This is a genomic window from Pseudarthrobacter sp. O4, assembly GCF_050157025.1.
In the GTDB taxonomy this organism is placed as follows: domain Bacteria; phylum Actinomycetota; class Actinomycetes; order Actinomycetales; family Micrococcaceae; genus Arthrobacter.
On record NZ_CP189591.1, the window covers coordinates 525,126 to 551,761 of the forward strand.

The window sequence follows — 26,636 nt, forward strand, 5'->3', positions numbered from 1 at the left end:
GCCCGCCGTATCATTCCGAGCGCAAAGCAGTGTGAACAGATGTCATACCAGAACTGGGGCCCGCAGGACCTGTCCGCCCCCGCCAAGCCCCAGCTGCCCGAAGTCCCCGTGGAACGCGGAATGGTGCTCGAGGACGTACAGTCCGGCTGGGTGGGGGCCGTCACCCGAGTGGAGAAGTCCGGCGGGATGCATGTGGTGGCCCTGGAGGACCGCCGCGGCAAGTCGAGGTCCTTCCGGCTCGGCTTCGGCTTCCTCCTGGCGGGCCAGCCGATCCGGCTGATGCCGCCGGCCCCGCGGCCCGCCCTTGCACCGGCGGGAGCCAGCCGCACCGCGTCCGGCTCGATCCGGGTCGAGGGCCAGCGCGCGCAGGTGGCCAAGGCCAGCCGGATCTGGGTGGAAGGCAAGCACGACGCCGAGCTGGTGGAGAAGGTCTGGGGTGACGATCTCCGGGTGGAGGGCATCGTCGTCGAGCCGCTGCACGGCATCGATGACCTCTCGGCCGCCGTCGCCGCGTTCCGGCCCGGCCCAGGACGCCGCCTCGGCGTCCTGGTGGACCACCTGGTGCCGGAGTCCAAGGAGTCCAGGATCGCCGACGCCGTGATGGCCTCCCCCGGCGCGGCTGGGAACGTGCTGATTGTCGGGCATCCGTACGTGGACGTGTGGCAGGCCATCCGTCCCTCGGTCCTGGGCATCGAGACGTGGCCGGTCATCCCCCGGGGCGTGGACTGGAAGACCGGCATCCTGATGGCCTTCGGCTGGCCGCACAGCACCAAGGAGGATATCGGCCTGGGCTGGCAGAAGCTCCTCGGCGCCGTCCGCAACTACGCCGATCTGGAAGCTTCACTGCTGGGCCGCGTGGAAGAGGTCATCGATTTCCTCACGGTTCCCTGAGGGCCCGATCCTCGATTCGGCGTCCGAGCAAGTATTCTTGGATCGGCGGCTGCGCACCCTGCGCGGCTCCGGCACTACTGGTAACAACTTCCAGCAACAACGCATCACAGCAATCCGAAGGACTAAACCGTGGCAGAAGACGCACGCGAACACACGGGCAATCAGGCCGGCCATGGCCAGCCCCCGTATCATGGCGTTCCCGCCAATGCGCTGCCCCTGACGGCCAGCGAGGACCGGCAGTGGGCCACGCTGGCGCATTTTGGCGGCATCCTCGGCTGCGTTCCTTCGTTGCTGATCTACCTGATCTTCAAGGACCGCGGCCCGTTCACGGCGCAGGAGTCCAAGGAAGCCCTCAACTTCACGCTGCCCCCGACGATCGCCGCTGTGGTCGCGAACCTGTTGGTCTTTGTGCCGGTGGTGGGAAACCTGTTCGCCGTGCTCGCCACCGTGATCTGGATTGCCGTCACGTGCTTCTCTGTCGCCGCAGGCATCCATGTCAACCGTGGCCAGCCGCACCGCTATGAGTTCAACCTGCGCTGGATCAAGTAGGGGCATCCCAGCCGGCTGGGCGTCAGGCTGTCAGGCCCGGCTGGGCCTCAGCTAGTCTGCTCAGTCCGGCAGGATCCGGCGGACCACGGCGTCGGCGAGCAGCCGTCCTTTGAGCGTCAACACCAGCCGGCCCTTGAAGGCCGCCACCGGATCAACCAGGCCGTCGGCAATCAGCCCCGCCACGGCGTGCCGCCCGGTGTCCCCCAGGCCGCCCAGGCTCGGGATGTCCAGCCCGGTACTCAGCCGGGCTTCCAGCATGATGCGCTCCACGTTCCGGGTCTCGGAGTCGAGGGTTTCCCGCCCGGCAGCAGGCGAGAGCCCTGAACCCAGCCGGTTCGCGTAGGCCGCGGGGTGCTTCACGTTCCACCAGCGGACGCCACCCACATGCGAGTGCGCCCCGGGACCGATCCCCCACCAGTCGTCCCCCCGCCAGTAGGCGAGGTTGTGGCGGCACGCCTGCTCCGGCGTGCGCGCCCAGTTGCTGACCTCGTACCAACCCAGGCCGGCAGCGGAGATGAGCTCGTCCGCGAGCTCGTACTTGGCGGCGTGGTCGTCGTCGTCGATTCCGGGCACCTCGCCACGGCGGATCTGGGCGGCGAGCTTGGTGCCTTCCTCGACGATCAGCGCATAGGCGCTGATGTGGTCGGGTCCGTAGGACAGCGCAGTCTCCAGCGAGTAGCGCCAGTCGTCGAGCGATTCCCCCGGGGTGCCGTAGATCAGGTCAAGGCTCACGGCGAGCCCCGCCTCCCGGGCCCACTGGACCACCTGCGGGACACGGCTGGGCGTGTGGGTGCGGTCCAGAACCTTCAGGACATGCGGGACGGCCGACTGCATGCCGAAGGAAACCCGGGTGAACCCGGCGTCGGCCAGGAGCTGCAGGGATTCGGGCGTGACGGAGTCCGGGTTCGCTTCGGTGGTGACCTCCGCCCCGGGCTGCAGTCCCCACGCCGCGACGGCGGCGGTCAGGATCCGGCCCAGATCCACGGCGGGGAGCAGCGTCGGTGTTCCGCCGCCAAAAAAGACGGTCCCGAGGGTCCTTGCCGGCAGGCCACTGTTCTGGAGCGCCGCGGCGGCGAATTCGACCTCCGAGATGGCCGTGCTGGCGTAGGCGTCCTGCGAGGCCCCGCCGCCGAGCTCGGTGGCGGTGTAGGTGTTGAAGTCGCAGTAACCGCAGCGGACGGCGCAGAACGGGATGTGCACGTAGAGCCCGAAGGCCCGGCCGGCGGCGCCCTCCAGTGCCTGGGCAGGGAGGAGGCCGTCCGGCGGAGCCGGGTCGCCCAGGGGAAGAACGCTAGGCACGGGCCGGGCCCGCCTGCGTGGGGACAGTCATATCCGGCACCGCTACTTCTTGGCCTTGTCCTTGGACTCGTCCGTGGTCAGGGCGGCGATGAACGCTTCCTGCGGCACTTCCACACGGCCCACCATCTTCATGCGCTTCTTGCCTTCTTTCTGCTTTTCCAGCAGCTTGCGCTTTCGGGTGATGTCACCGCCGTAGCACTTGGCAAGGACGTCCTTGCGGATGGCGCGGATGCTTTCGCGGGCAATGATCCGCGAGCCGATAGCGGCCTGGATGGGCACCTCGAACTGCTGGCGCGGAATGAGTTCGCGCAGCTTGCCCGTCATCATCACACCGTAGGCGTAGGCCTTGTCACGGTGCGTGATGGCGGAGAAGGCATCCACCTGCTCGCCCTGGAGCATGATGTCCACCTTGACCAGATCGGCCACCTGCTCGCCGTCGGCCTTCCAGTCCAGCGACCCGTAGCCACGGGTCCTGGACTTGAGGATGTCGAAGAAATCGAAGACGATTTCGGCCAGCGGCAGGCGGTACCGGATTTCCACCCGGTCCTCGGAGAGATAGTCCATGCCGCCCATCACGCCGCGCCTGCTCTGGCACAGCTCCATGATGGCGCCGACAAACTCGTTCGGCGCAAGGATGGTGGCGGAAACCATCGGCTCGCGGACTTCAGCGATCTTGCCGCTCGGATACTCGCTGGGGTTCGTGACGTGGATGATCTTCTTGTCCTCCAGCGTCACCTCGTATTCCACGTTGGGGGCGGTGGAGATCAGGTCCAGGTTATATTCGCGTTCCAGGCGCTCACGGGTGATTTCCAGGTGCAGCAGGCCGAGGAATCCCACCCGGAAGCCGAATCCCAGCGCGGCAGACGTCTCAGGCTCATACACGAGCGCGGCATCGTTGAGCATCAGCTTCTCCAGCGCATCGCGGAGCGCAGGATAGTCCGTTCCGTCCAACGGATACAGGCCGGAGAAGACCATGGGCTTGGCATCCGCATAGCCGGCAAGGGATTCCGTGGCCGGCTTGGCCAGGTTGGTGACGGTGTCGCCGACCTTGGACAGGCGGACGTCCTTTACACCGGTGATGAGGTAGCCGACTTCGCCGACGCCGAGGCCCTTGGAAGGGGTGGGCTCCGGAGAGCTGACACCGATCTCGAGGAGTTCGTGGGTGGCGCGGGTGGACATCATCTGGATGCGTTCGCGGGGGTGCAGCATGCCGTCGACCACACGCACGTAAGTGACCACGCCGCGGTAGGTGTCATAGACCGAGTCGAAGATCATGGCACGTGCGGGGGCGTTGGGGTCGCCCACCGGGGCGGGCAGGTCGCGGACGATCTTGTCCAGCAGGACCTCGACTCCCGCGCCGGTCTTGCCGGAGACGCGCAGCACGTCCTCCGGATCGCCGCCGATCAGGCTGGCCAGTTCCGCCGCGTACTTCTCCGGCTGGGCGGCAGGGAGGTCGATCTTGTTCAGCACAGGGATGATCGTGAGGTTGTTTTCCATCGCCAGGTAGAGATTGGCGAGGGTCTGGGCCTCGATGCCCTGGGCCGCATCCACGAGCAGCACCGCGCCTTCGCAGGCCGCGAGCGAGCGGGAGACCTCATAGGTGAAGTCCACGTGTCCGGGGGTGTCGATCATGTTCAGTGCGTAACTGGTGCCGTCGAGTTCCCAGGGCATGCGGACAGCCTGGGACTTGATGGTGATGCCGCGTTCGCGCTCAATGTCCATGCGGTCCAGGTACTGGGCCTTCATGTCGCGGGACTGTACGACGCCGGTGTACTGGAGCATCCGGTCGGCCAGTGTGGATTTGCCGTGGTCAATGTGCGCAATGATGCAGAAGTTCCGGATGATGGCCGGATCTGTTGCGGCGGGCACCGGGGCGGTGCGGGCCATGGGAGACACGCAGGGTCCTTACTGTTGGCATTACGGTTGGCTTTACTGCTGGCCGTTCGCGGACCCGTGCGGATGGTGGTGCCATCCCGCGAGGTGCCGCATATCTGAACCTATAGTCTCCCACGTCCGGGGCCGTCGGAGCGCATTCCTGCCGTCGGCGAGCACCCCGCCGCGCCGGGCGCTGCCGGTATGGTTTCCCTATGGCCTTGAACTTTCGCTCGATCGGCAACGCGGTCCGTACCACCCTGCGCCTCCTGGACCGGCTTGGCGGCGCCGCGCCGCGGAGTCCGGGCAGGCCGGCGACGAAGGTGCGGCCGGAACGGCATGGCACCGGTCGCCCGTCTTCCGCCCGCACCGCCGTCGGCCTCTCCGGCACCTACCCCGGTGATTTCCGCGGAACCACGGCGGTCCGCTACGCCCCGTCCCCTAACGGACTTCCCGAGCCCGGCGAGATCGTCTGGACCTGGGTTCCGTATGAAGAGGACTATTCGCAGGGCAAAGACCGCCCGGTGCTGCTGGTGGGCAACACCGGCCGGTATTTGCTGGGACTCATGCTGACCAGCAAGGACCACGACGACGATGCGCGCCGCGCGGACGACTACGTGGACATCGGCACGGGACCGTGGGACCGCCAGTGGCGCCCCAGTGAGGCGAAACTGGACCGCATCCTGCAGATCAATCCCAAGGATGTCCGGCGGGAAGGAGCCATCCTCGACGCCGGGCGGTTCGCGTTGATCGCCACGGCCCTGCGGACCCGGCACGGCTGGTCCTAGGCACTGAGCCATTGGATCGCCACGGCGGCGGCGTCTCTTCTGCTATTATTGACAGCTGTGTGTCCGTGCAGGTCGACGGCCACATATGGTTGGTCGCCATAGGTATCCCCACGCCGCTCAGTCAATGGCCAATCTGAAAGCCCTCTAGACCATTTTCCGCATTGAAAAAGAGAGTTCACACGTGGCTAATATCAAGTCCCAGAAGAAGCGCATCCTCACCAACGAGAAGGCTCGCCTGCGCAACAATGCAGTCAAGTCAGAGCTGAAGACGGCCATCCGCGCCGTCAACACCGCCGTTGAGTCCACCGACAAGGATGCCGCCGCTGCCGCACTGGTTGCTGCCGGCCGCAAGCTGGACAAGGCTGTCAGCAAGGGTGTTCTTCACAAGAACAACGCAGCAAACCGCAAGTCCGCGATCTCCAAGAAGGTCAACGCGCTCTAAGGTTTCCAGTTCAACTGAACTGATGATTGTGGCCGGCACCCCAGGGTGCCGGCCACTTCCAGTTAAGCCCATTTCCGGTCAAGCACATTTCCGTTAGGGGCCCTGGCGGCCAGCGCCCAGTGACTTTCCCCGGCCAGCTGCCTGACGGGGATCGTCGCCGTGAATGAAGCGTCAGCGCCGGACCGACGTCGCTATCACCGTGACAGCGTGTTCCACGGCGTAGACCGGGTCCCGCGAGAGTCCCTTGACCTGAGCGTCCGCCTCGGCCGTGACCTGGATGGACCGGACCAGTCCCCCGGGGGTCCAGCGCCTGACCTCGCGCTGCGCCTGCTCGATCAGCCACGGCTGCATGCCCAGCTGCTTGGCAATCTGTGACGACGAGCCCTGGGCGCCGGCAACCTTGGCCAGGGTGCGCAGCTTTGACGCCAGCGCTGCCACGAGCGGAACGGGATCCGCACCGGTGGCCAGGGCATGCCGGAGCGTGGACAGCGCCAGCGGGGCATTCCCGGCAAGGGCAGCATCGGCAACTTTGAAGGCGGTGGCCTCGACGCGGCCTCCGTAGTAACGGTCCACCATGGCCGAGTCCACTCCCGTGGCGGCGTCGGCAATCAGCTGGCTGCAGGCTGCCGCCAGCTCCGCCAGGTGCGCTCCGACAGCATTGACCAGGGCGTGCACGGCATCGGGATCAATGCGTCGGGCCGCTGCCCTGAACTCACCGGTGACGAAGGCGACCTTGTCGGCGTCTTTCTTCAACGGCTGGCAGTCAACCACCGGCCAGCCGCCTGCCTTGATGGCGTCCAGCAGTTTCTTGCCGCGCACCCCGCCGCCATGCCGGAGGACCAGTACAGCGTCAGGCTCGGGCCGCGCCAGGTATTTCAGCGCGTCGGCCAGGAAGGCATCGTTCATGGCCTCGAGCCCCTCGACCTCGATCAGCTTCTGCTCCCCGAACAGGGACGGACTGACGTTCATGGCCAGGGAGCCCGGCTCGTAGCTGCCGGCGTTGAGCCGGGTGACTTCGACGTCGGGCGCGGCAGCGCGGACCTGTGACCGGATGCGGTCCATCGCACGGGCGCCCAGATAGTCCTCCGGACCGCCGACCAGCACCACGGCGGCCGGCTTCACATCGCGCCAGGTGGCGGTCCTCGACGCAGCGGTCGTGGTGCGTTGGGTCTGGGCAGCAGCCACTGAAGTTTCCTCCCGGAAGTTTGTTTGCAGACTCTAAGCGTGCCACGGCCTGACCGGTGCGCCAAGCCGCGGCGGCCCGGTGCGGACGGCCCCCGCCGGCGGCGCTGACCGGCCTGCCGCCGGGCGAGGACTGCCACAGTCCGCGCGTGCGCCGCCACTGCCAGCGTGACGACTGTTGCGGGATGCAGGACAAGCCAGACCGAGGTGAGGACGGCCGCGGAGAACATCACCATCGTCGTCATGCCAAAGAGACCTTCCGGCCACGGCAGGACGGCCCCGGGGAGTCCCGCGAAGAATCGGGCTATGCCGGCAACCCCGGCCGCGAAGGCCGCCGCAACCGCCAGCGGTACAGCTGCGAGCCCCGGGGCCAGCGGGACGAGCGGGACGGCGGCGGTGCCCAGCAGCGTAACCGGCGCCACCAACGCCGCGGCTGCCACATTGGCGGCAAACGCATAGCTGGAGAACTGTGGCTGCAGCAGCACGATCACCGGACCGCAGAACGTCTGCGCCGACAGCGGCACGGCAAGGCCGGCAGCCGCCCAGGGCGGCACGGCACGCGGCAGCCACGTCATGATAGGCCTGCCGGCCACCACAATGCCGAGCGTGGCAAGCACGGAAAGCAGGAACCCGAAACTCGTGGACAAGGCGGGGTCCGCCAGTAACAGGCCAATGATGGCGAGGCACAGGAAGCTGAGGCCGCGTCCGGACCTGCCGCCTGCCAGAGAAACGAGGCCGATGGCCCCCATCAAGGCGGCACGCAGGACGCTGGCGTCCGGCCCCACCATCAGGACGAACATTCCCAGTCCGGCCAGGCACACTACCGCGGCCGCAACCCTGCCAAGGCGGAGGCTGCGGGCACCCAGCAGGAGCGCACCCAGAATGAGGCTGCAGTTGGCCCCGCTGACGGCAGTGAGGTGGGTCATCCCGACCGTCTTCATCGCGATGTCCAGCTGAGGGTCGAGCCTGCTGGTGTCGCCCGTGACCATCCCGGGCAGCAGGCCGCGGGCATCCCCGCCGAAATGGCCGGCTGCGCTGGCCAGGCCTTCGCGGAGCGATCGGGCACCCTGCTGCAATGACCCCGGGACCTGTTGCGTGCGCGGGGCGGAGGAGGCCGAAAGTACGGCGGCCTCCGTCTGGCCCGGTCCGGCCGGCTTGAGTTTTCCGGTCGTCCTGATCCGCTGGCCCGGCGTGGCGTGTTCCCACTCCGGGCCGCCCATCACGAGCAGACTGGCGGCGGCCCGGACCCTGCGGGAATCGAAATTAATCGCGAGCAGCGTGGCCGGTACCGCCCACCGGTCGGCGAGTCCCGACCTCCCCGGCGTCTGGAGCCGCCGCGGAGCGCCGCTGACAACGAGCTCTGCCACGACAGCGGTGCGCGCGGCGACAGCTCCGGCCATGTCGGCGGCGTGGCGCTGGGCGGAAGCGACAGCAGAGTGGGCGCCCGCCACGGTGGAAAGCAGCAGCGCCACGGCGGCCGTCGCCAGCAAACTCCGTGGCGCGGTTCTGCCGTGGCCGGACGATTTCGGGGAGTTATCCCGGCGCCTGGTCTGTTCGGCAGCCCGGAACAGTAGCGCTCCGGAGGTTGCCAGCAGGACGCTGCAGAGGGCCGCCAGCGCGGCGGGGTCCAGCCAGCCTGCGGCAGCCGCGGTGGCCCAGACCAGCAGCGCCGCCGGAACCAGGCGGAGATCTGTCCGGCGCACCGCCGCCCCGGAACGGCCAGATCCAGAACGGCCCGGTCCGGACCGGACCGGAGCCGTGGCCGTGGCCGTGGCCGTGGCCGCAGAATACCGGTCCCTGAGCCGGGCGCGGTGTTCCGCCCGCCGGTCGGTCCGTGCCCGTGCCCGCGCCACCGCCGGAGCAGATCCGGGCGTTCCCGGAGCAGATCCGGGCGTTCCCGGAGCAGGTCCGGGCGTGTCAAAGGCAGACTCCGGCAGGACGCTCCCGCCGGCCGGAGCCGGGCCGGCGACGGCCGCGTCAATGTAGCGTTGCCAGCGGCCCGGCCGCGCCACGTCCGGGTCTTCCTGCTTATCCGCCCTTCCCATGTCAGACCCTGACCAGCGGTAGCAGGGTCTCCAGCAGCTTGGGTCCCACTCCGTCGACGGCGTCCAGCTCCTCGACCGTCTGGAAGCGGCCGTGCTGCTTGCGCCAGTCCACAATCCGCTGGGCCAAGACCGGCCCGACCCGAGGGAGTGTTCCGAGTTCCTCGGCGCCTGCGGTGTTGAGGTTGATCTTGCCGCCGCCTGTTCCGGCACTCCCGTCGGCACTGTCTGCTCCGGCACTCCCGGACCCTTCCGGACCGGCGGCTTGGCCGGACGAAGCATCGGGCTGTCCCACTTCGGGCACGACGATTTTCTGGCCGTCTTCCAGCACAGCTGCGAGATTGAGCCGGTCCGGAGCCGCAGCCCCGGTGGGGCCACCCGCCGCGGCGATGGCTTCGTGCAGGCGGCTTCCCGCCGGCAGCTCGACCACGCCCGGTCTCGCCACGGCACCGGCCACATGGACCGTAATTCCTTTCGCTTCCCCGCCCGTTTCATTCTGTGACGGCGAAACCTCGATGCCGGGGCCGGTGTCCGGCTGTTGGACCCCGGCCGACGAGACCTCGCTGAGCGGGACCACCTCCGGCGCGCCGGTGGCCGCGCGCCACCAGAACCAGCCGCCGAGCACGGCAGCAACCGCGCCCAGCAGGGCAGCTGCCCTCAGCCCGGTCCGGCGCCGCAACCCGCTTCCGGCCGAAGGCATTTCGCCGCGCGGATCTTCGAAGGCGCCGTCCGCCGGTGGAAGGTTCAGCAGACCCGCCGGGCGCCCGGCGGCCTCAGGGCCGCCGAGCGTCGCGGACAGCCTGTGCCGGGCAGCCGTGACGCCTGCGGGCAGTTCAGCTCCCGGCTTCCGGCGTGGCAGGCTCCGGCGTGACATAGGAACAACGGTAGGAAGTCCCCGGTCGGGTGCCCACACCCTGCCGGCTCTATGTGGAAAGTGCCGGGGATATCGCCGGAGGAAGCGCCGGGGTGCTGCTCTCCCCCACGATCACGGCCAGCACACCGAGTCCCGCGTGGGCGGCCAGCACGGCCGGGAGGTCGCTGGCCTGCGCCGCCGGACAACCGGGCAGCGAGACGGCGAGGCGTGCCGCGAGCCGTTCGGCCTCGGCCTTGTTGCCGAAATAGTGGACGGCGATGCGGGCCTGCCCCTCCGGCCTGGCGGCAGCGTCGGCTGCGACGATTTCCTCCAGCCGGGCCACGGCTTTGGCCGCGGACCGGACCTTTTCCAGCGGAACGATCTTCCCGTCCTCGACCCCCAGGATGGGCTTGATCGAGAACACGGTGCCCCACAGCGAGGCCGCCGCGCCGATCCGCCCGCCATGGCGCAGCTGCTCCAGGCTGGGAACGTAGAAGTAGACCTTGGTGCGGGCCAGCCGTTCCTCGGCGAATACCCGGACCTCCGCCGCGTTCCTGCCGTCCGCAGCCGCGACGACGGCGCTCTGGACCCCCATCCCCTGGGCCATTCCGACCGTGCGCGAGTCCAGGACCTCCACCGGTATTCCGACCCGGGCGGCCGCGAGCCGGGCGGACTCGGCCGTGCCGGACAGCTCGCCGGAAATATGGATCGACACGACGGAGTCGTAGCCACGTTTCTGTGCGGCCAAGTACGCCTGTTCAAACTGTCCGGGGGACGGGCGTGAAGTTTTGACGGGCCTGCCGCTGGCCATGGCCACGGCGATGGTGTCGGCGATGTCGTCCTCGCCCTCACCGTAGATTTCCGCGCCCACCATGACGGGCATCGGGACAACCGTCAGCCGGCCGTCGGCGGTGAAGGCCCGCACCCAGTCGACTGGCAGCGCGGCGGCGGAGTCCGTGACCACGGCGGTCCGCACGACGGCGGCCGGCGCAGTTTCGGGGGCAGCTCCGGGCCGCGTGGCCTGGCGGAGCCGGTGAAGGCGCTCCCGCAGCCACGGCCAGCCTGCCGGCTCACGGTCGGGCACGAAGCACCTCCTGCTGTGCTGGTGGGAGTTTGCACCGGCCGCCGGCTTGCACCGGCGGCCGGTTTACTTACAGTGGCCCGTCCGGCTATGCGGGCACGATATTGACCAGCTTAGGCGCCCGCACGATGACGGTGCGGATGCCGCGCCCTTCGAGGGCGCGCTGGACGTTCTCCGAGGCCAGCGCCAGTTCGCGCAGCTGGTCCTCACCGATGCCCGGCGGAACCTCCAGGCGGTCGCGCACCTTCCCCTGGACCTGGACGACGGCGGTGACAGTGTCATGCACGAGGAGTGCGTCGTCGTGGGTAGGCCAGCCGGCGTTGGCTACGGAAGCAGGGTGTCCCAGCATGTTCCACAGGTCCTCGGCCGTGTACGGCGCGAACAGGCTCAGGACCACCGCGACGGCCTCCACGGCCTCGCGCACTGCCGGGTCCGCCCCGCCCGCACCGGTGTCGATGGTCTTGCGGGTCGCGTTGACCAGCTCCATCAACTTCGCCACGACCACGTTGAACTTGTTGTGGTCCAGCAGTGCTGCGGCGTCGGCGATGGTGCGGTGGGTGACGGTGCGCAGGGCGCGGTCACCGGCGGAGAAGTCGACGCCGGGCTCGCTCGCGACGTCCTGCCCCAGCCGCCAGGCCCGGGCCAGGAACTTCGCCGAACCCGACGGCGAGACATCCGCCCAGTCGACGTCGTCCTCCGGCGGTGAGGCGAAAATCATGGTCAGGCGAACCGCGTCGACGCCGAACTTGTCCAGCTGTTCACTCAGGTCCACGCCGTTGCCGAGGGATTTGCTCATGGCCTTGCCGCCGTTGAGCACCTGTCCCTGGTTCAGCAGCGCGCTGAAGGGCTCGTCGGCCGCGATCAGGCCCAGGTCGTGGATGACCTTGGTGAAGAACCGCGCGTACAGCAGGTGCAGGATGGCGTGTTCGACGCCGCCGACGTACTGGCCGACCGGCATCCAGTCGTTGATCCTCGCGGGATCGAAGGGGCCTTCGGTGTACTCCGGGGAGACGAAGCGCAGGAAGTACCACGAGGAATCCACGAAGGTGTCCATGGTGTCCGTGTCCCGCTTGGCCGGGCCGTGGCAGTTGGGGCACTCTACGTTGACCCAGCTTTCGACGGCGGCCAACGGCGACGTGCCCTTCGGGGACAGGTCTTCGCCGCGCAGGTGGGCCGGCAGCGTGACGGGCAGCTGCTCGTCGGGAACCGGGACCTCGCCGCAGGCCGGGCAGTGAATGATCGGGATCGGCGTGCCCCAGAATCGCTGTCGGCTCAGCAGCCAGTCGCGCAGGCGGAAGTTCACGAACTTCTCGCCCGTGCCCTGCTCCTGCAGGATTTCGATGGCGGCCGGAATCGCCTCTGCCTTGGGCAGTCCGTCCAGTGCGCCGGAGTTGATCAGCGTGCCCTCGCCGGTGGTCGCCGTGCCGGTGACGGCGGGATCTTCCTCACCGGTATCCAGGACCGCCCGGACCGTCAGGCCAAAGGTGCGGGCGAAGTCGAGGTCGCGCTGGTCATGGGCCGGAACCGCCATGATGGCTCCGGTGCCGTAGTCGGCCAGCACGTAGTCGGCCGCCCAGACGGGCAGCTTTTCGCCGTTCAGCGGGTTGGTGGCGTAGCGGCCGGTGAAGACGCCGGTCTTCTCCCGCTCGGTGGACTGACGCTCGATTTCGGAGAGGGCCGTGACCTGCTCGCGGTACGAGGCCAGGGCCGCTGCGTGCTCCTCGGTCACCAGTTCGACGGCCAGCGGCGCATCGGCGGCGACGACGAAGAACGTGGCGCCGTACAGGGTGTCCGGACGGGTGGTGAAGACCGTGACGTCCTTGGCGGGCTTGCCGCCGTCCGCCTCGATCTCGAAGCGGACGTGCGCGCCCTCGGAGCGGCCGATCCAGTTTTTCTGCATCGCCAGGACCCGCTCGGGCCAGTGGCCGCGCAGTTCGTCCATGTCATCCAGCAGGCGGTCGGCGTACTCGGTGATCTTGAAGTACCACTGGTTCAAGGACTTCTTGGTGACGGGGGTGCCGCACCGTTCGCAGGCTCCGTTCACCACCTGTTCGTTGGCCAGCACGGTCTGGTCCTTGGGGCACCAGTTGACGGGCGAATCCTTGCGGTACGCCAGGCCGCGCTCATAGAAGCGCTTGAACAGCCACTGCGTCCAGCGGTAGTACTCCGGGTCCGAGGTGTGGATCCGGCGGGACCAGTCGGCGGAGATGGCGTAGCGCTTGAACGACGCCGCCTGGGTCTCGATATTGGCGTAGGTCCACTCGCTCGGGTGGGCGTTGCGCTTGATCGCGGCGTTTTCCGCGGGCAGCCCGAAGGAGTCCCAGCCGATCGGGTGCAGCACGTCGTAGCCCTGCTGGCGCAGGTAACGCGCGACGACGTCGCCCATCGCGAACGCTTCGGCGTGGCCCATGTGGAGGTCACCGGAAGGGTAGGGAAACATGTCCAGCACGTAGCGGCGTTCCTTGGAACCGTCGTCGACGGGCGTGAAGACCTTGAGGTCCTCCCAAACCTGCGGCCACTTGGCTTCCATCGTCGCAAAGCTGTAGGCACCCTCGCCGGGACCTTCCGCTCCGACTTCTGCTGTTCCGGTCTCTGTCTCCGGCTGAACGCTCACTGCTGGCCTCTTCTGTTCTTCACGCCTGATTACCGTCAAGTCTGTACTGCTCTTCAAGTCTGTACTGCTCTGTTGTGCTGCTGCCGATTGTCCCGCTCTGGCCCCTGATCCCTGTTGCCGGCCCGGAAAGGGCCCAGACACACAAAAGCCCCTCGACATGGAGGGGCTGCCGCTCGACAATCCGAGTTCTCCTCGGGATGCCGGGCGGCTAGCTAAGCAGAAGGATCGCACGCATAGAACTACTTTAGCGCCTCCGGCTGGTTCGCGGGCGGAATGCGCCGCCCCAGGGTGCCGCTCCCGCCGCCTGTGCCGTGGGACAGCGGCCCGCCGGGAGGCCCTGATGCGCCGGCGGCGGGTCCCGGACCTGACGCGAATTCAAATTGTTACAAATGCATCACGTGGAAATTACCGTACTTACTCTATTATCCCCGAAAAGTCGGGCGAGTAATTATGTGGCCTTCCAAGTAGTCACCTCACATTAGCAGGTATTAATTTGCAAGTAGCAATTAGCGTCGGCGTGAGTATCCGCCTGCTTCCCTTCGCGTAGTCCGCGGAGGGCCGAAAAAAAACAACACTTTGATGGATTCGGTGGCCCGAAAACCTGCCGGACACAACAATTCCGGACGTCTTGCCAAAAGGGGGCGAAGAGGAACACTATTCTCCCAAGATCCCTGGGGGGATTCGCAAAAGGTCTCTGGTTGAGGAGCCTGACATGTATCTCTTGCGCATTTCTGTCCTGCAACAAATCACCCAGCTGCCGGTGTGCAATTATGCCGCCGGCAGCCACCAGGAAAAGGGTTAGCCATGTTTGGCTGGGTAACCCGGTTCAGTATGCAGTTCCGTATCCTGGTTCTCGCGCTCGCGGCCGGACTCATTGCCTTCGGCGTGGTAAACGTTCCACATATTGCTGTGGACACCATGCCCGAGTTCGCACCCGCGCAGATCGAGATCCAGACCGAGGCCCTGGGCCTCTCTGCTGTCGAAGTTGAACAGCTCATCACCTCCCCGATGGAAGCCGATCTCCTTAACGGAGTGGCCTGGCTGGACGAGATCCGGTCGAAATCCGTACCGGGGCTCTCGTCAATCCAACTCGTTTTTGAGCCCGGCACGGATCTGCTGCGCGCCCGGCAACTCGTGGCGGAAAGGATGACCCAGGCCGTGGCGCTGCCGAACGTATCGGCTCCGCCGCTGATCATGCAGCCGACGTCCTCCACCAGCCGCGTGCTGATGGTCAAGATGAACTCAAAGCAGCTCTCCGGCATCGAGATGTCGGTCCTGGCCCGCTGGAAGCTCAAGCCGCGGCTGATCGGCATTCCGGGTGTGGCCAATGTATCCATCTGGGGTCAGCGCGAGCAGCAGCTCCAGGTGGAGGTCACCCCGACGCAGCTGCGAGACAAGGGAATCACCCTGGAACAGGTCATCAAGACGACCGGCAACGCCGTCTGGGTCTCGCCCTTGAGCTTCCTCGAGTCGTCCACTCCGGGCACCGGCGGCTTCGTCGAGTCGCCGAGCCAGCGGCTGGGCATCCAGCATGTCCTTCCGATCCGCACCCCCGCGGACCTCGCAAAGGTCAGTGTTGAGGACACCAATCCCAAATTGGTCCTGGGCGATATAGCGCAGGTCAAGGAGGACCACCAGCCCCTGATCGGCGACGCCATCGTCGGCCAGGACGCCGGACTCATGCTGGTCATAGAAAAGTTCCCCGGGACGAGCGCCCTGCAGGTCACCAAGGACATTGAGGCCGCCCTCAAGGATATGGAACCAGGCTTGACCGGGATCCAGTTGGACACGTCCGTCTTCCGTCCGGCCTCCGCCATCCAGGACTCCGTGGACGGGCTCGGCGTGGCACTGCTGCTCAGTCTCTTGATTGCCGTAGCGCTGTTCTGGCTCCTGTTCCGTTCCTGGCGGGTGGCCCTGATTGCCCTTGTGGCCATCACGACCACCGTCATGACGGCGGCAGTGGTGCTTTTCTCGCAAAACGCGACACTCAATGTCACGGTCGTGGCCGGCATCATTCTCGGCATTTCCGTGATCGTCGGTGACATCGTGGAAGACGTGCAGGCCCAACGGCGCCGCCCGCTCGTCGCCGAGCCCACGGAAACCGCGGCAACGCTCCGGTCCCGTGTCAGCAACATCGCCCGGAGCATCCGCACTCCGCTGTTCCACGCGTCGCTTGTCATGCTCATCGTCCTCATTCCGACGCTCTTCGTGACCGGAATCGGCGGATCGTTCTTCCAGCCGCTTGTCTGGTCGCTGGCGCTGGCCCTCGCGGCGGCGTTGCTGGTCGGACTCTCGGTCACTCCGGTGCTCGCGCACCTGCTGCTCCCCCGGGAGACGGCCGCCGGGACAGAATCTGCCGTGCTCGGCCGGGCACGGGCGTACTACGACCGCGCGCTGGAAGGTGCCCGTTCCCGGAGGGCGCTCGGCCTGGCCGCTGTAGCCGTCATCGGGGTGCTGGGTCTTGCCGCCGGATCCCAGTTGCTAGGGAACCGGCCGGTGGTTCCCACGCTGCCGGACAGAACCCTGCTGGTTCAGTGGGACTCCATGGCCGGCACCTCCAATGACGAGGTCCGCAGGGTCGCCTCCAAGGCCTCCGACGAGCTTCGCGCCTTGCCTGGAGTCTCGGGTGTCGGCGGCCATATCGGCCGTGCCATCACCTCGGACCAGATCGTCGGCAACAGCTCGGCTGAGCTGTGGGTGTCGATTGCACCGGACGCCAACTTCGGCGAGACGGAGCAATCGGTCCGCAATGTGGTCCAGGGCTACCCCGGCATCGCCCACAACGTCCTGAACTACTCGCAGCAAAAGATCGGCGAGATGCGCAACAGCCTGGAGCCGGGATTCGCCGTCCGGGTCTACGGCACGGACTTGCCGATTCTGCGTGAAAAAGCCGAAGAGGTCCGCAAGGCACTCGAAAACGTCAGTGGTGTCCAGAACCCGAGGATCAACGCCACGACCACGACACCCATCGTTGAGGTCGAGGTCAATCTGGAGGCAGCCCACAAGTACGGCATCAAGCCCGGCGACGCACGCCGCGCAGCAGCCACACTGATGCAGGGAATCGTCGTCGGCAACCTCTTTGAACAGCAGAAGGTGTTCGAAGTCGTGGTCCGGGGCGCAGTCGACGTCAGGGATGACCTGACGAGCATCCGCGAACTGCTGCTCGACACCCCGGACGGAAGTCACGTCCAGCTGGGTGAGATCGCCGCGGTCCGGTTGGTCCCCAACGAGGTTGTCATCCAGCACGATGACACGTCGCGGCGGATCGACGTCGTGGCTGACATCAGCGGACGTCCGCTGGCCGATGTCCAGCGCGATATCGAGGCGGCCGTGAAGCAGATCCAGTTCCCGCTTGAGTACCACGCGGAAATCCCCACGAAATACAGCGAAATCCGGGCCGCCGACGCTCTCGTGCTCTGGATCGGGGCCGCAGCCCTGATTGGCGTGCTGCTGCTGCTCCAGACGGCTGTACGGAGCTGGAAGCTGGCGCTCGCCGTCTTCCTGTCCCTGCCTGCCGCCTTGGCCGGAGCCGCGGTTGCGGCCTGGATCGGCGGCGGCTCGATGTCGTGGATGGCGCTGACAGCTTTTGCAGCCGTCGTGGCCATCGCGGTCCGGAACGCAGGCCTGCTCTCGGCCCGCGTTGACGAACTGTGGCGGACCGCCCCGCAGACCTCGCATGCGAAGGTCGTCCTGATGGCCGCTGCGGATCGGGTGTCGCCGATCCTGAAGGCGGCCCTCACCACGGTGCTGGTGCTGCTGCCGCCGGCCCTGTTCGGCGGCACCGTCGGCCAAGGAGTGATCGGCCCGATGGTGCTGGTCATCGCGTGCGGCCTCGTGACCACAACGCTCGTGGGGCTCTTTGTGCTCCCTCTCCTGACGCTCTGGTTCGGTCCCCGTACCGCCCCGGAAGAGTGGCAGGAAGTCTACGAATCGGAAATTCCCGTTCAGCCCGTTATGCAGGAAAAGGTGGAAGCAAAATGACCAGCCAAAAGCCCCAACGGCGCCTGCCCCTGGCGGCCGCTGTCTGTGCAGCAATTATTTTCGCCCTCCCGGCCTGCGCACAACCCGCAGCCGTCGGCCCGGTGGTCTCGCTCGACGATCCCGCCAAGGTGGAGAAGAACGCCACCACCGGCATCGCCCGGCTCACCCTGACCGAACGAGGTCTGGACCGTTTGGACCTGAAGATCGAGACGGTCAAGCCGGGCGCCGGTGGAACCGAGGTGCTCCTGCCGTATGCTTCCTTGCTGTACGACTCCAGCGGGAAGACCTGGGTCTACACCAACCCTGCCGCCAGGGTGTACCAACGCCAGGCGGTCACCGTCAGCAAGGTCGAAGCCGGAGTGGTCACGGCCACTGACGGGCCGGCGGCGGGGACCAATGTGGTGACGGTAGGCGCGGCTGAGCTGTTCGGCGCCGAGTTCGATACGGCGCACTGACATGCGCCGGATAGTCGCGGCAAGTCTGAGGTTCCGATCGATCATCATTGCGATGGCGGCGGCACTGATGGTTGTAGGCGGCGCGCAGCTCAGCAGCGCTTCGGTCGATGTGTTTCCGGAGTTTGCGCCGCCGCGGGTAGAGGTCCAGACCGCCTGTCTGGGGCTCACGGCCTCCGAAGTCGAGGAGCTCGTCTCCGTCCCGATGGAAGAGGCGTTCAACGGCATTGACGGACTGGAGCAGATGCGGTCCAAATCCGTGTCGCAGCTCTCCTCGATCGTCCTGGAGTTCAAGAACGGCACGGATCTGCTCACCGCCAGGCAGCTGGTGTCCGAGCGGATGGCTACGGTCATTCCGACCCTGCCCACCTGGGCGGCGCCGCCGCTGATGCTGCAGCCCTTGTCCTCCACCAGCCGTGTCATGAAGATCGGGCTGTCCTCGGACACCCGCTCCCTCATCGAAATGTCCATGATTTCCTACTGGAACATCAGGGCCCACCTGTTGAGGGTCCCGGGTGTAGCCAACGTCGCGATCTGGGGCGAGCGGCTCCAGATGCTGCAGGTGCAGGTGGATCCGGCGAAGCTGGCCGCCAACAACGTGACGCTGGACAGCGTGATGAGCTCCACCTCTGACGCGCTTGACGCCGGGCTGCTCAAGTATTCGCCGGGTGCCCTGATCGGCACCGGTGGTGCGCTTGAAACGCCCAGCCAGAGCATGGGTATCAGGCACGTGCAGCCCATCACGTCGCCGGAAGAGCTGGCGAAGGTGTCCCTGGAGGACCGGGGAGACCAGCCCCCGCTGCGGCTCTCCGATGTGGCGAACGTTGTGGAAGACCACCAGCAGCTGATCGGTGACGCCGTCATCAACGGCGGCCCCGGGCTCATGCTGATCGTGGAGAAGCTGCCTTGGGGCAACACTCTCGAGGTGACGCGGGGCGTTGAGGAGGCCTTGAAGGAACTGCAGCCCGGGCTGACCGGGATTGCTGTGGACACCACCTTGTTCCGGCCGGCCAGCTTCATCGAGGAATCGCTCGGCAACCTGGGCGTCGCCCTCCTGCTGGGATGCCTGCTCGTCATCCTGGTGCTGAGCGTCTTCCTCTTCCAGTGGCGCACGGCGCTGGTCAGCGTGATGGCCATCCCGTTGTCCCTTGTAGCCGCCGCCCTCGTGCTGTACTGGACCGGAGGCACGGTAAATACCATGGTGCTTGCGGGATTGGTGATCGCCGTCGGGGTGGTGGTTGACGACGCCATCATCGACGTCGAAAACATCGTGCGCAGGCTGCGTCACCACCGGGCGAACGGAAGTACTGAAAGCACGGCCAGAGTGGTCGTCAACGCCTCGCTGGAGGTCCGCGGCCCGATTGTGTATGCCACGCTGATCATCGTCGCTGCTACAGTGCCGATCTTCTTCCTGGACGGGCTGACCGGGGCCTTCTTCCGCCCGCTGGCCACGTCCTACACCCTGGCGGTGATGGCGTCCATGCTCGTAGCGCTCACCGTTACTCCGGCGATGGCGTATATCGTCCTTCGGAATGCCAAGCTGGAAGACCGGGACCCTCCGCTGGTCAGGGTGCTCAAGCGCTGGTATGCCAACGCGCTTCGGCCGATTGTCCGCCGGCCCGTCCCGGGCTACCTGGCCCTGGCCGCGTTCGGTGTCGTGGGAATCGTGGCGGCACCGCTCCTGGGCCAGTCACTGTTGCCGTCATTCAAGGAACGTGACTTCCTGATGCACTGGGTCACACAGCCTGGCACGTCCAACTCCGAGGAAGTGCGGGTCAGCCAGCTCGCGTGCCGGGAACTCATGACCATCCCTGGCGTGAACAACTGCGGTTCCCACATCGGGCAGGCCTTCGCGGCCGACGAAGTGGTGGGCGTCAACTTCGGTGAGAACTGGATCAGCGTCGACCCCGCCGTGGATTACGACGAAACACTGGCCTCGATCCAGTCGGTCGTTGACGGATACCCCGGCATCCACCGGGATGTCCAGACCTACCTGAAGGAACGCGTCCGCGAAGTGCTGACCGGTACAGGCTACGCCGTCGTTGTCCGCGTGTACGGCGACGACCTTGCCACACTGCGCAAGCAGGCCGACAAGGTCAAGACTGTCCTGGGCGGCATCGAGGGCGCCATCGGCACCAAGCTCGCCCTCCAGGTCAATGTCCCGCAGGTGGACGTCGAAGTGGATCTTGACGCCGCCAACCGTTACGGGCTGAAACCGGGTGATGTCCGCCGCGCCGCGGCTACCCTGATCGCCGGGGAAGAGGTCGGTGACGTCTACCGGGGCGGGAAGGCTTACGACGTGCAGGTGTGGAGCCCGCCGGAGATCCGGACGAGCGTCACGAGCATCGAAAACCTTCCGCTGGACACGCCAAGCGGCGAGAGGATCCGGATGGCCGACGTCGCCAAAATCTCCGTCAAACCGACGCCGAACGTGATTGAACGCTCCGAGGGGTCACGGCGCCTGGACGTCAGCGCGAACGTCAAGGAAGGCGACCTGGCCAAGGTTGTCGAGAAGCTGGAGAACGACCTCAAGTCCGTCGAATTCCCCGTCGGCTACAGCGCCGACATTCTCGGGGAATACGCGGAACGGCAGGCCGCCTCCCAGCGACTGCTGACCTTCTCGATCGGTGCGGTGATCGTTGTTTTCCTGCTGCTGCAGGCGGCATTCCGGAGCTGGCGGCTGGCGATCCTTGCGATCCTCACGCTGCCGGTCGCCCTCGTCGGCGGGGTGATCGCCGCGCACCTTGGCGGCGGAATCCTGTCCCTGGGGTCATTGGTGGGCTTCCTGACCGTGATGGGTATCGCTGCCCGTAACGGCATCCTGCTCATCAACCACTGCCAGCACCTCGAGCAGTACGAAGGCATGCCCTTCGGCCGCGACCTGGTGCTGCGTGGAGCTGCCGAGCGGTTGTCCCCGATCCTGATGACCACCCTCGCCACCGCTCTGGCCCTCGTGCCACTGGTGGTCATGGGGAACATCCCGGGCCATGAGATCGAACACCCCATGGCGGTGGTGATTCTGGGCGGCCTCGTCACGTCGACGCTGGTCAACCTGTTCATCGTCCCCTCGCTGTACCTGCGGTTTGCCAAGAAGGGCCCGGCACGTGAGCGCCGGCCCCGTCAGCCCGAGCCGGCCCCGGCCGTCTAGCCGCAACCAACCCACCACTAGGAAAGGCCAGACAGATGTCGAAGCGAAGAACACGATTCACGGCGTACGGTTCAGCAGTTCTGCTCGTGCTGGGTACGCTGACGGTGACGTCCGCAGCCACGGCGACGGCGGCGGCGGCGCCCAATCCCCAGGACCTCTGCGGACGGGGCACGGCGATCAAATTCGACCGCACGGCCTTCCCAACGAAACCGGAGATTGAGAACAAGTGGTTCCCGCTCGAGCCCGGCATGCAGTTCACCACGACCGGGAAAGTCGTCTCCACGGCGGAGGGCGAGCGCAAGCGAACGGTCATCTCGACCGTGACCGGGCTGACCAAGAAGATCGACGGGGTCAACACCCTGGTGGTGTGGGACCGGGACTTCACCGACGGTGAGCTCGCGGAATCAGAACTGGCCTTCTTCGCCGAGACGAAGAAAGGAACCGTATGGCTGTTCGGCGAGTATCCCGAAGAGTATGAAAACGGGAAGCTCGCAGGCGCGCCCAGCACCTTCATCAGTGGAATCGACAAGGCCCAGGCAGGAATCGCCATGCAGGACCACCCGCACAAGAAGACACCCGCCTACCCCCAGGCCTACGCACCCAGTGTGGACTTCCTGGACTGCGCGAAGGTTCTGGACAGGGATCGACGCGTCTGCGTCCCGACGGGTTGCTACCACGACGTGCTGGAAATCGTTGAATCCAACCCGCTGGAGGGGGACAGCGCCGGCCGCCAGCACAAGTTCTATTCGAAGAAGACGGGTCTGATCAAGGTCACGCCCGAGGGCGGGGATGACCAGGAGACTATGGACCTGGTCAAGATCAAGAAACTCAGCAGCTCGGAGCTGAAGAGCATCAACAAGCAGGCGTTGGCGCAGGACAGCCGCGGCTACACGGTCAGCAAGGACGTCTACGCCAAGACGCCCCGCGCGGTCGTGGCGAAATCCTCGAGCCACAGCGGCCGGTCTCCGCGCAACGACTCGTAGGCGGGGAAGCGCCGAAAGGCGCCCAGCAAAAGAAGAGCTCCGGCCGGGTTTCCCCGGCCGGAGCTCTTCTTTGGGCGGCCTTACTTCACGTCGTCGTCGACCCAGTCCATGGACTTGGTGATGGCCTTCTTCCAGAGGCGCATCTGACGTTCCCGCTCTGCCTGCTCCATCTTCGGTTCCCAGCGCTTGTCCTCGGACCAGTTTGCCGAGCACTCGCCCAGGTCCTTCCAGAAGCCGACGGCGAGGCCGGCGGCGTAGGCGGCGCCCAGGGCGGTGGTCTCGACGACCTTCGGCCGGATCACCGGCACGCCGAGGATGTCCGCCTGGAACTGCATGAGCGCGTCGTTGGCGACCATGCCGCCGTCGACCTTGAGCTCCGTGAGCGGCACGCCGGAGTCTGCGTTGACGGCGTCGAGGACTTCACGGGTCTGGAAGGCGGTCGCCTCCAGCGCGGCACGGGCGATGTGGCTCTTGTTCACGAAGCGGGTCAGGCCGACGATCGCACCGCGGGCGTCGGAACGCCAGTACGGGGCAAAGAGGCCGGAGAACGCCGGGACGATGTACACGCCGCCGTTGTCCTTCACGGAAGCCGCCAGGGTCTCCACTTCCGGGGCGCTGCTGATCATGCCGAGGTTGTCACGCAGCCACTGCACGAGCGAGCCGGTAACAGCAATCGAGCCCTCCAGCGCGTAGTGCGGCTTGGCGTCACCCAGCTTGTAGCCGAGGGTGGTCAGCAGCCCGTTCTTCGAGTGGACGATTTCCTCCCCCGTGTTGAAGATCAGGAAGCAGCCCGTGCCGTAGGTGTTCTTGGCTTCCCCGGCCTCGAACGCCGCCTGGCCGAACGTCGCCGCCTGCTGGTCGCCCAGGATGCCGGCGACCGGAACTTCACGCAGCAGCTGGGAAGTGTGGACCGTGCCGTAGACCTCGGAGGAGGACTTGATGGCCGGCATCATCGAGGCCGGCACCCCGAAGGCAGCCAGGATCTCCTGGTCCCAGGACAGCGTCTCCAGGTCCATGAACATGGTCCGGGAGGCGTTGGTCACGTCGGTGACGTGCACGCCGCCGTCGGTCCCTCCGGTCAGGTTCCAGAGCACCCAGCAGTCGGTGTTGCCGAAGACCAGGTCGCCGGCCTCCGCCTTGGCGCGTGCGCCCTCGACGTTGTCCAGGATCCACTTGATCTTGGTGCCGGAGAAGTAGGTCGCGAGTGGCAGGCCCACCTTCTGCTTGAAGCGCTCCGGTCCCCCGTCCTTGGCCAGCTCATCCACGATCGGCTGGGTGCGGGTGTCCTGCCAGACGATCGCGTTGTAGATGGCCTTGCCGGTGGTCTTGTCCCAGACGACGGCGGTTTCGCGCTGGTTGGTGATGCCGACGGCGGCGATGTCGTGCCGGGTCAGGTTCGCCTTGGACAGGGCGGAGGCGATGACCTCGCGGGTGTTGTCCCAGATCTCTGCGGGGTCGTGCTCCACCCAGCCGGCCTGCGGGAAGATCTGCTCGTGCTCCATCTGCCCGGAGGAGACAATGTGGCCGCTGTGGTCAAACACGATGGCGCGGGTGCTGGTGGTGCCCTGGTCAATGGCGATTACGTACTGGTTCATGTTGACGTCCTTGTCTTTTGGCCTTGTTGGGTTTGCTCTGGCTGGGGTGGAAACTACTTGGCGACTGTGACAACGATCGGCACGACAGCTGCCACGAGACCGGCGAGTCCGCCGCCGATCAGGGGTCCCACGACCGGGATCCACGAGTAGCTCCAGTCGCTGGAACCCTTGCCCTTGATCGGAAGCAGGGCGTGGGCGATGCGCGGGCCGAGGTCACGGGCCGGGTTGATGGCGTAACCGGTGGGGCCGCCGAGTGAGGCACCGATGCCGACAACCAGCAGGGCGACGGCCAGCGGGCCCAGTCCCGAAGGAATGCCGCCGAACATCAGGATGACGAAGACGAGGACAAAGGTGCCGATTATTTCCGTGATCAGGTTCCACGGGGTGGAGCGGATGGCCGGGCCGGTGGAGAAGACGGCCAGCTTGCTGGCGGGCTCGGGCTCGACATCAAAGTGCTGCTTATGGGCCAGCCACATCACGACGGCGCCCAGGAAGGCACCCAGCAGTTCACCGCCGAAGTAGGTCAATGTGGACGCAAATTCGACCTTGACGCCGGGAGCGTACTCCGCCTTGCCGTTGAGCAGCAGGCCCAGGGTGACAGCGGGGTTCAGGTGGGACCCGGACCTGGCGGCGACGTACACACCGGCGAAGACGGCGATGCCCCATCCCCAGGTGACCATCAGGAACCCGCCGTTGTTGCCCTTCGTGCCTTTGAGTGCGACGTTGGCCACAACGCCGCAACCCAGCAGGGTCAGCATCCCGGTGCCGAATACTTCGGACAGGAAAACTATTCCAAGAGACATCTTTGACTCCTCTTTTTTCTGTTGTCAGCCCTTCGCGAGTTTGAAGGGCCGTTGGGCCGGCAGCGTGTTCGCGCTGCCGGCCGGCCACTGCGCCGGCCGCCGGGGCGGACCGCGCAGTCTTTGCGCCCGGGCATCCCTGCCCGGGCACGCAAGTATTTTTCAGGAGACCAGGCTGTGGACCCGGACGCCGTGGAACCGCTTGAGCACCTCCTGAGCGTGGCTGAACTCGGAGGACCGCGTTGCCGCGTCCCAGCCCAGCGGGCCGGACAGGATTTCGACAACCTCGTTGAGGAGCTCGCCGGTCACCAGGCCCCGGAAGGCGAGGGAGGTGCGGCGGATCAGTACGTCGACCAGGTGCCCGATCTGTTCGTTCTGCGCCATGAACTCCAGTTCACGGACGCTGAGTTCGCGGGTGGATTGCAGCAGCCGGTCGGGGGCGCCGGCCGCGGATGCGTCCAGGAAGTTGATGACTTCCTCGGCGCGGGTTCCGTAGCGGGTCAGGAGTCCTGCGACCCGGTCGGCGTCGCGGCCGGCCGACATGTGGGCCTTGATCCACCGTTGGACGCCGTCTTCACTGTCCGGGAAGCCGGCGCCGCCGCCGATGGCGAGCTGCGCCGTCGACACCTTCCGTTCCAGTCCGAGTTCCGCGAGAACGCGGTCGCTCAGGTGTTCCGCGAGGGCCCGGAAGGTGGTCCACTTTCCGCCCACCAGGCTGAGGACGACGGCGCCGCTGCCGCCGGCTCCACCGGCTGCCGGCACCGAGCCGCCGCGGCGCTCGATCCGGTAGTCGCGGCTGACGAAGCCCGGCTGGGTGGCGTCGTGCTTCGGAAGCGGACGCACACCGGAGAAGGTGTAGACGATCCGTTCCCGGTCCACGGCAATGTCGGGGAAAACGTGGCCGATCAGCTCAAGGAAGTAGTCAATCTCGGCCTCGGTGCAGACGGCGTCCTCGGTCATGTCCGCGTCGACGTCCGTGGTTCCAACGAGGACCCTGTCCCCCATGGGGTAGATCAGCACGATCCGGCCGTCGGTGTGCTCGAAGAAGATTTCCCTCCCGTTGCAGGCCGCGAGCAGCTCCGGGTGGTCCAGGACAATGTGCGAACCCTTGGTGCCGCCCATGAAGGAGGACGCCGCGCCCATGGCTTCGTTGGTCAGATCGACCCAGGCGCCGGTGGTATTGACGATCACGTCGGCGGTGAAGTCGAAGAGCTCCCCGGTGAGTTCGTCGCGGAGCCGTACCCGGCTGCCGGTCCCGGAGCCCGCCGTTCCTTCCATCGAGACGAGCGAGACGTAGTTGCTGGCGCGGGCGGTGCCGCCCGGAGCGCCGGCTTTTTCGCCGTCCTGCAGCACGTCGAGGGTCAGCCGCTCCGGGTTATGGACCGACGCGTCGAAGTAGGTTGCCGCATATTTGATGCCCGGGTGCAGGCGCGGGAGCTCCGCCAGGGCGCGCTTGCGGCCGCGGAACTGGTGGCGCGGCACGCTGCCGCCGTCGCGGGAGAAGAAGTCATACATGCTCAGGCCAAGCTTGATCAGGAAGGCGCCGCGCTCCTGGGGGGCGCCCCGCTGTTTGTGGGTCAGGAAACGAAGCGGCGCCGCTAGGACGCCGGAAAAGGTGCTGAAGATAGGGATAGTGGTCTGCAGCGGTTTGACGTAGTGCGGAGCGATGCGCAGGAGCCGGTTGCGCTCGACCACGGACTCCTGGACGAGCCGGAACTCGCCGTTTTCGAGGTACCGGATTCCGCCGTGGATCATATGCGAGGAAGCCCCGCTGGCGCCCTGGCAGTAGTCGCCGCGTTCCACGAGGGCAACATCGACACCCTGCAGTGCCAGGTCCCGGAAAGTACCCACTCCATTGATTCCGCCGCCGATGATCAGCACCTGTGCGTTCCGCCGCGACCGCAGCTTCTGCACGGGTAAACGAGTGCCGGCCGGCTCCTGGTTGCGGGCTGATTCCTTAGATCCCAAAACTGCTCCCTGGGGTTTGGTTCTGTGCGGCGCGCCACGGGGCGCGTCGCCGTTCAACACTATTGTTTGGAATAATGGAAAATGGTGTCAAGCACT

At 66.5% G+C, this 26,636-nt stretch carries 18 protein-coding genes; 8 read left to right on the forward strand and 10 right to left on the reverse strand.

The window, feature by feature from the left end; all coding sequences use genetic code 11:
* Positions 1-39: 39 nt before the first annotated feature.
* Positions 40-891, forward strand: coding sequence for a DUF3097 domain-containing protein (locus ACQCSU_RS02390; protein ID WP_426978054.1), 852 nt, complete (start codon positions 40-42; stop codon positions 889-891).
* Between the two features lie 129 nt (positions 892-1,020).
* On the forward strand, positions 1,021-1,440 hold the full coding sequence (locus tag ACQCSU_RS02395; RefSeq protein WP_426978055.1) for a DUF4870 domain-containing protein: 420 nt from the start codon (positions 1,021-1,023) through the stop codon (positions 1,438-1,440).
* Positions 1,441-1,500: 60 nt separating this feature from the next.
* Here ACQCSU_RS02395 and hemW read toward each other — a convergent pair whose 3' ends face one another.
* Together hemW and lepA are read right to left on the reverse strand one after the other, a co-directional pair.
* On the reverse strand, positions 1,501-2,739 hold the full coding sequence (gene hemW / locus ACQCSU_RS02400) for a radical SAM family heme chaperone HemW (RefSeq protein WP_426978056.1): 1,239 nt from the start codon (positions 2,737-2,739) through the stop codon (positions 1,501-1,503).
* 42 nt (positions 2,740-2,781) lie between these two features.
* Positions 2,782-4,635 (reverse strand): translation elongation factor 4, encoded by a 1,854-nt coding sequence (gene lepA, locus ACQCSU_RS02405; RefSeq protein ID WP_426978057.1) that lies wholly within the window; start codon positions 4,633-4,635, stop codon positions 2,782-2,784.
* 191 nt (positions 4,636-4,826) lie between these two features.
* On the opposite strand from lepA, the gene ACQCSU_RS02410 reads away from it, so the two are divergent.
* Both ACQCSU_RS02410 and rpsT read left to right on the forward strand, forming a co-directional pair.
* Complete coding sequence (locus ACQCSU_RS02410; RefSeq protein ID WP_426978058.1) at positions 4,827-5,399, forward strand: type II toxin-antitoxin system PemK/MazF family toxin; 573 nt, start codon at positions 4,827-4,829, stop codon at positions 5,397-5,399.
* A gap of 181 nt (positions 5,400-5,580) precedes the next feature.
* Positions 5,581-5,841, forward strand: coding sequence for a 30S ribosomal protein S20 (gene rpsT / locus ACQCSU_RS02415; protein ID WP_090581023.1), 261 nt, complete (start codon positions 5,581-5,583; stop codon positions 5,839-5,841).
* A gap of 171 nt (positions 5,842-6,012) precedes the next feature.
* Here rpsT and holA read toward each other — a convergent pair whose 3' ends face one another.
* The 5 genes from holA to leuS all read right to left on the reverse strand — a co-directional run bounded on the left by holA (position 6,013) and on the right by leuS (position 13,613).
* On the reverse strand, positions 6,013-7,026 hold the full coding sequence (holA, locus tag ACQCSU_RS02420; RefSeq protein WP_426978059.1) for a DNA polymerase III subunit delta: 1,014 nt from the start codon (positions 7,024-7,026) through the stop codon (positions 6,013-6,015).
* Positions 6,960-9,068 carry a ComEC/Rec2 family competence protein gene (locus ACQCSU_RS02425; RefSeq protein WP_426978060.1) on the reverse strand — a complete coding sequence of 703 codons (2,109 nt, stop codon included), beginning with the start codon at positions 9,066-9,068 and terminating at the stop codon, positions 6,960-6,962. The genes holA and ACQCSU_RS02425 overlap by 67 nt, the downstream gene beginning before the upstream one ends.
* 1 nt (position 9,069) lies before the next feature.
* The gene (locus ACQCSU_RS02430; RefSeq protein ID WP_426978061.1) at positions 9,070-9,939 is read right to left on the reverse strand and encodes a ComEA family DNA-binding protein; all 870 of its coding nucleotides are present in this window, start codon (positions 9,937-9,939) and stop codon (positions 9,070-9,072) included.
* 49 nt (positions 9,940-9,988) lie between these two features.
* Positions 9,989-11,002, reverse strand: coding sequence for a DegV family protein (locus ACQCSU_RS02435; protein ID WP_426978062.1), 1,014 nt, complete (start codon positions 11,000-11,002; stop codon positions 9,989-9,991).
* 85 nt (positions 11,003-11,087) lie between these two features.
* Complete coding sequence (gene leuS, locus ACQCSU_RS02440) at positions 11,088-13,613, reverse strand: leucine--tRNA ligase (protein WP_426978063.1); 2,526 nt, start codon at positions 13,611-13,613, stop codon at positions 11,088-11,090.
* An 804-nt stretch (positions 13,614-14,417) separates the two neighbouring features.
* Here leuS and ACQCSU_RS02445 point away from each other — a divergent pair.
* Genes ACQCSU_RS02445 through ACQCSU_RS02460 form a run of 4 tightly spaced genes read left to right on the forward strand, consistent with a single transcriptional unit; the run spans position 14,418 to position 22,177 of the window.
* Positions 14,418-17,594: an efflux RND transporter permease subunit gene (locus ACQCSU_RS02445; protein WP_426978064.1), complete on the forward strand. Its 3,177-nt coding sequence runs from the start codon at positions 14,418-14,420 to the stop codon at positions 17,592-17,594.
* The gene (locus ACQCSU_RS02450; protein WP_426978066.1) at positions 17,591-18,049 is read left to right on the forward strand and encodes a hypothetical protein; all 459 of its coding nucleotides are present in this window, start codon (positions 17,591-17,593) and stop codon (positions 18,047-18,049) included. The genes ACQCSU_RS02445 and ACQCSU_RS02450 overlap by 4 nt, the downstream gene beginning before the upstream one ends.
* 52 nt (positions 18,050-18,101) lie before the next feature.
* The gene (locus tag ACQCSU_RS02455) at positions 18,102-21,194 is read left to right on the forward strand and encodes an efflux RND transporter permease subunit (RefSeq protein ID WP_426978067.1); all 3,093 of its coding nucleotides are present in this window, start codon (positions 18,102-18,104) and stop codon (positions 21,192-21,194) included.
* A 35-nt stretch (positions 21,195-21,229) separates the two neighbouring features.
* The gene (locus tag ACQCSU_RS02460; protein ID WP_426978068.1) at positions 21,230-22,177 is read left to right on the forward strand and encodes a hypothetical protein; all 948 of its coding nucleotides are present in this window, start codon (positions 21,230-21,232) and stop codon (positions 22,175-22,177) included.
* Positions 22,178-22,257: 80 nt separating this feature from the next.
* Here the strand turns inward: ACQCSU_RS02460 and glpK are convergent, their stop codons facing one another.
* From glpK to ACQCSU_RS02475, 3 genes are all read right to left on the reverse strand, one after another.
* A complete protein-coding gene (glpK, locus tag ACQCSU_RS02465) occupies positions 22,258-23,772 on the reverse strand; it encodes a glycerol kinase GlpK (protein ID WP_426978069.1) in 1,515 nt (504 codons plus the stop codon).
* A 53-nt stretch (positions 23,773-23,825) separates the two neighbouring features.
* A complete protein-coding gene (locus ACQCSU_RS02470) occupies positions 23,826-24,575 on the reverse strand; it encodes an MIP/aquaporin family protein (RefSeq protein WP_426978070.1) in 750 nt (249 codons plus the stop codon).
* A 159-nt stretch (positions 24,576-24,734) separates the two neighbouring features.
* Positions 24,735-26,540, reverse strand: coding sequence for a glycerol-3-phosphate dehydrogenase/oxidase (locus ACQCSU_RS02475; protein ID WP_426978071.1), 1,806 nt, complete (start codon positions 26,538-26,540; stop codon positions 24,735-24,737).
* Positions 26,541-26,636 lie beyond the last annotated feature (96 nt).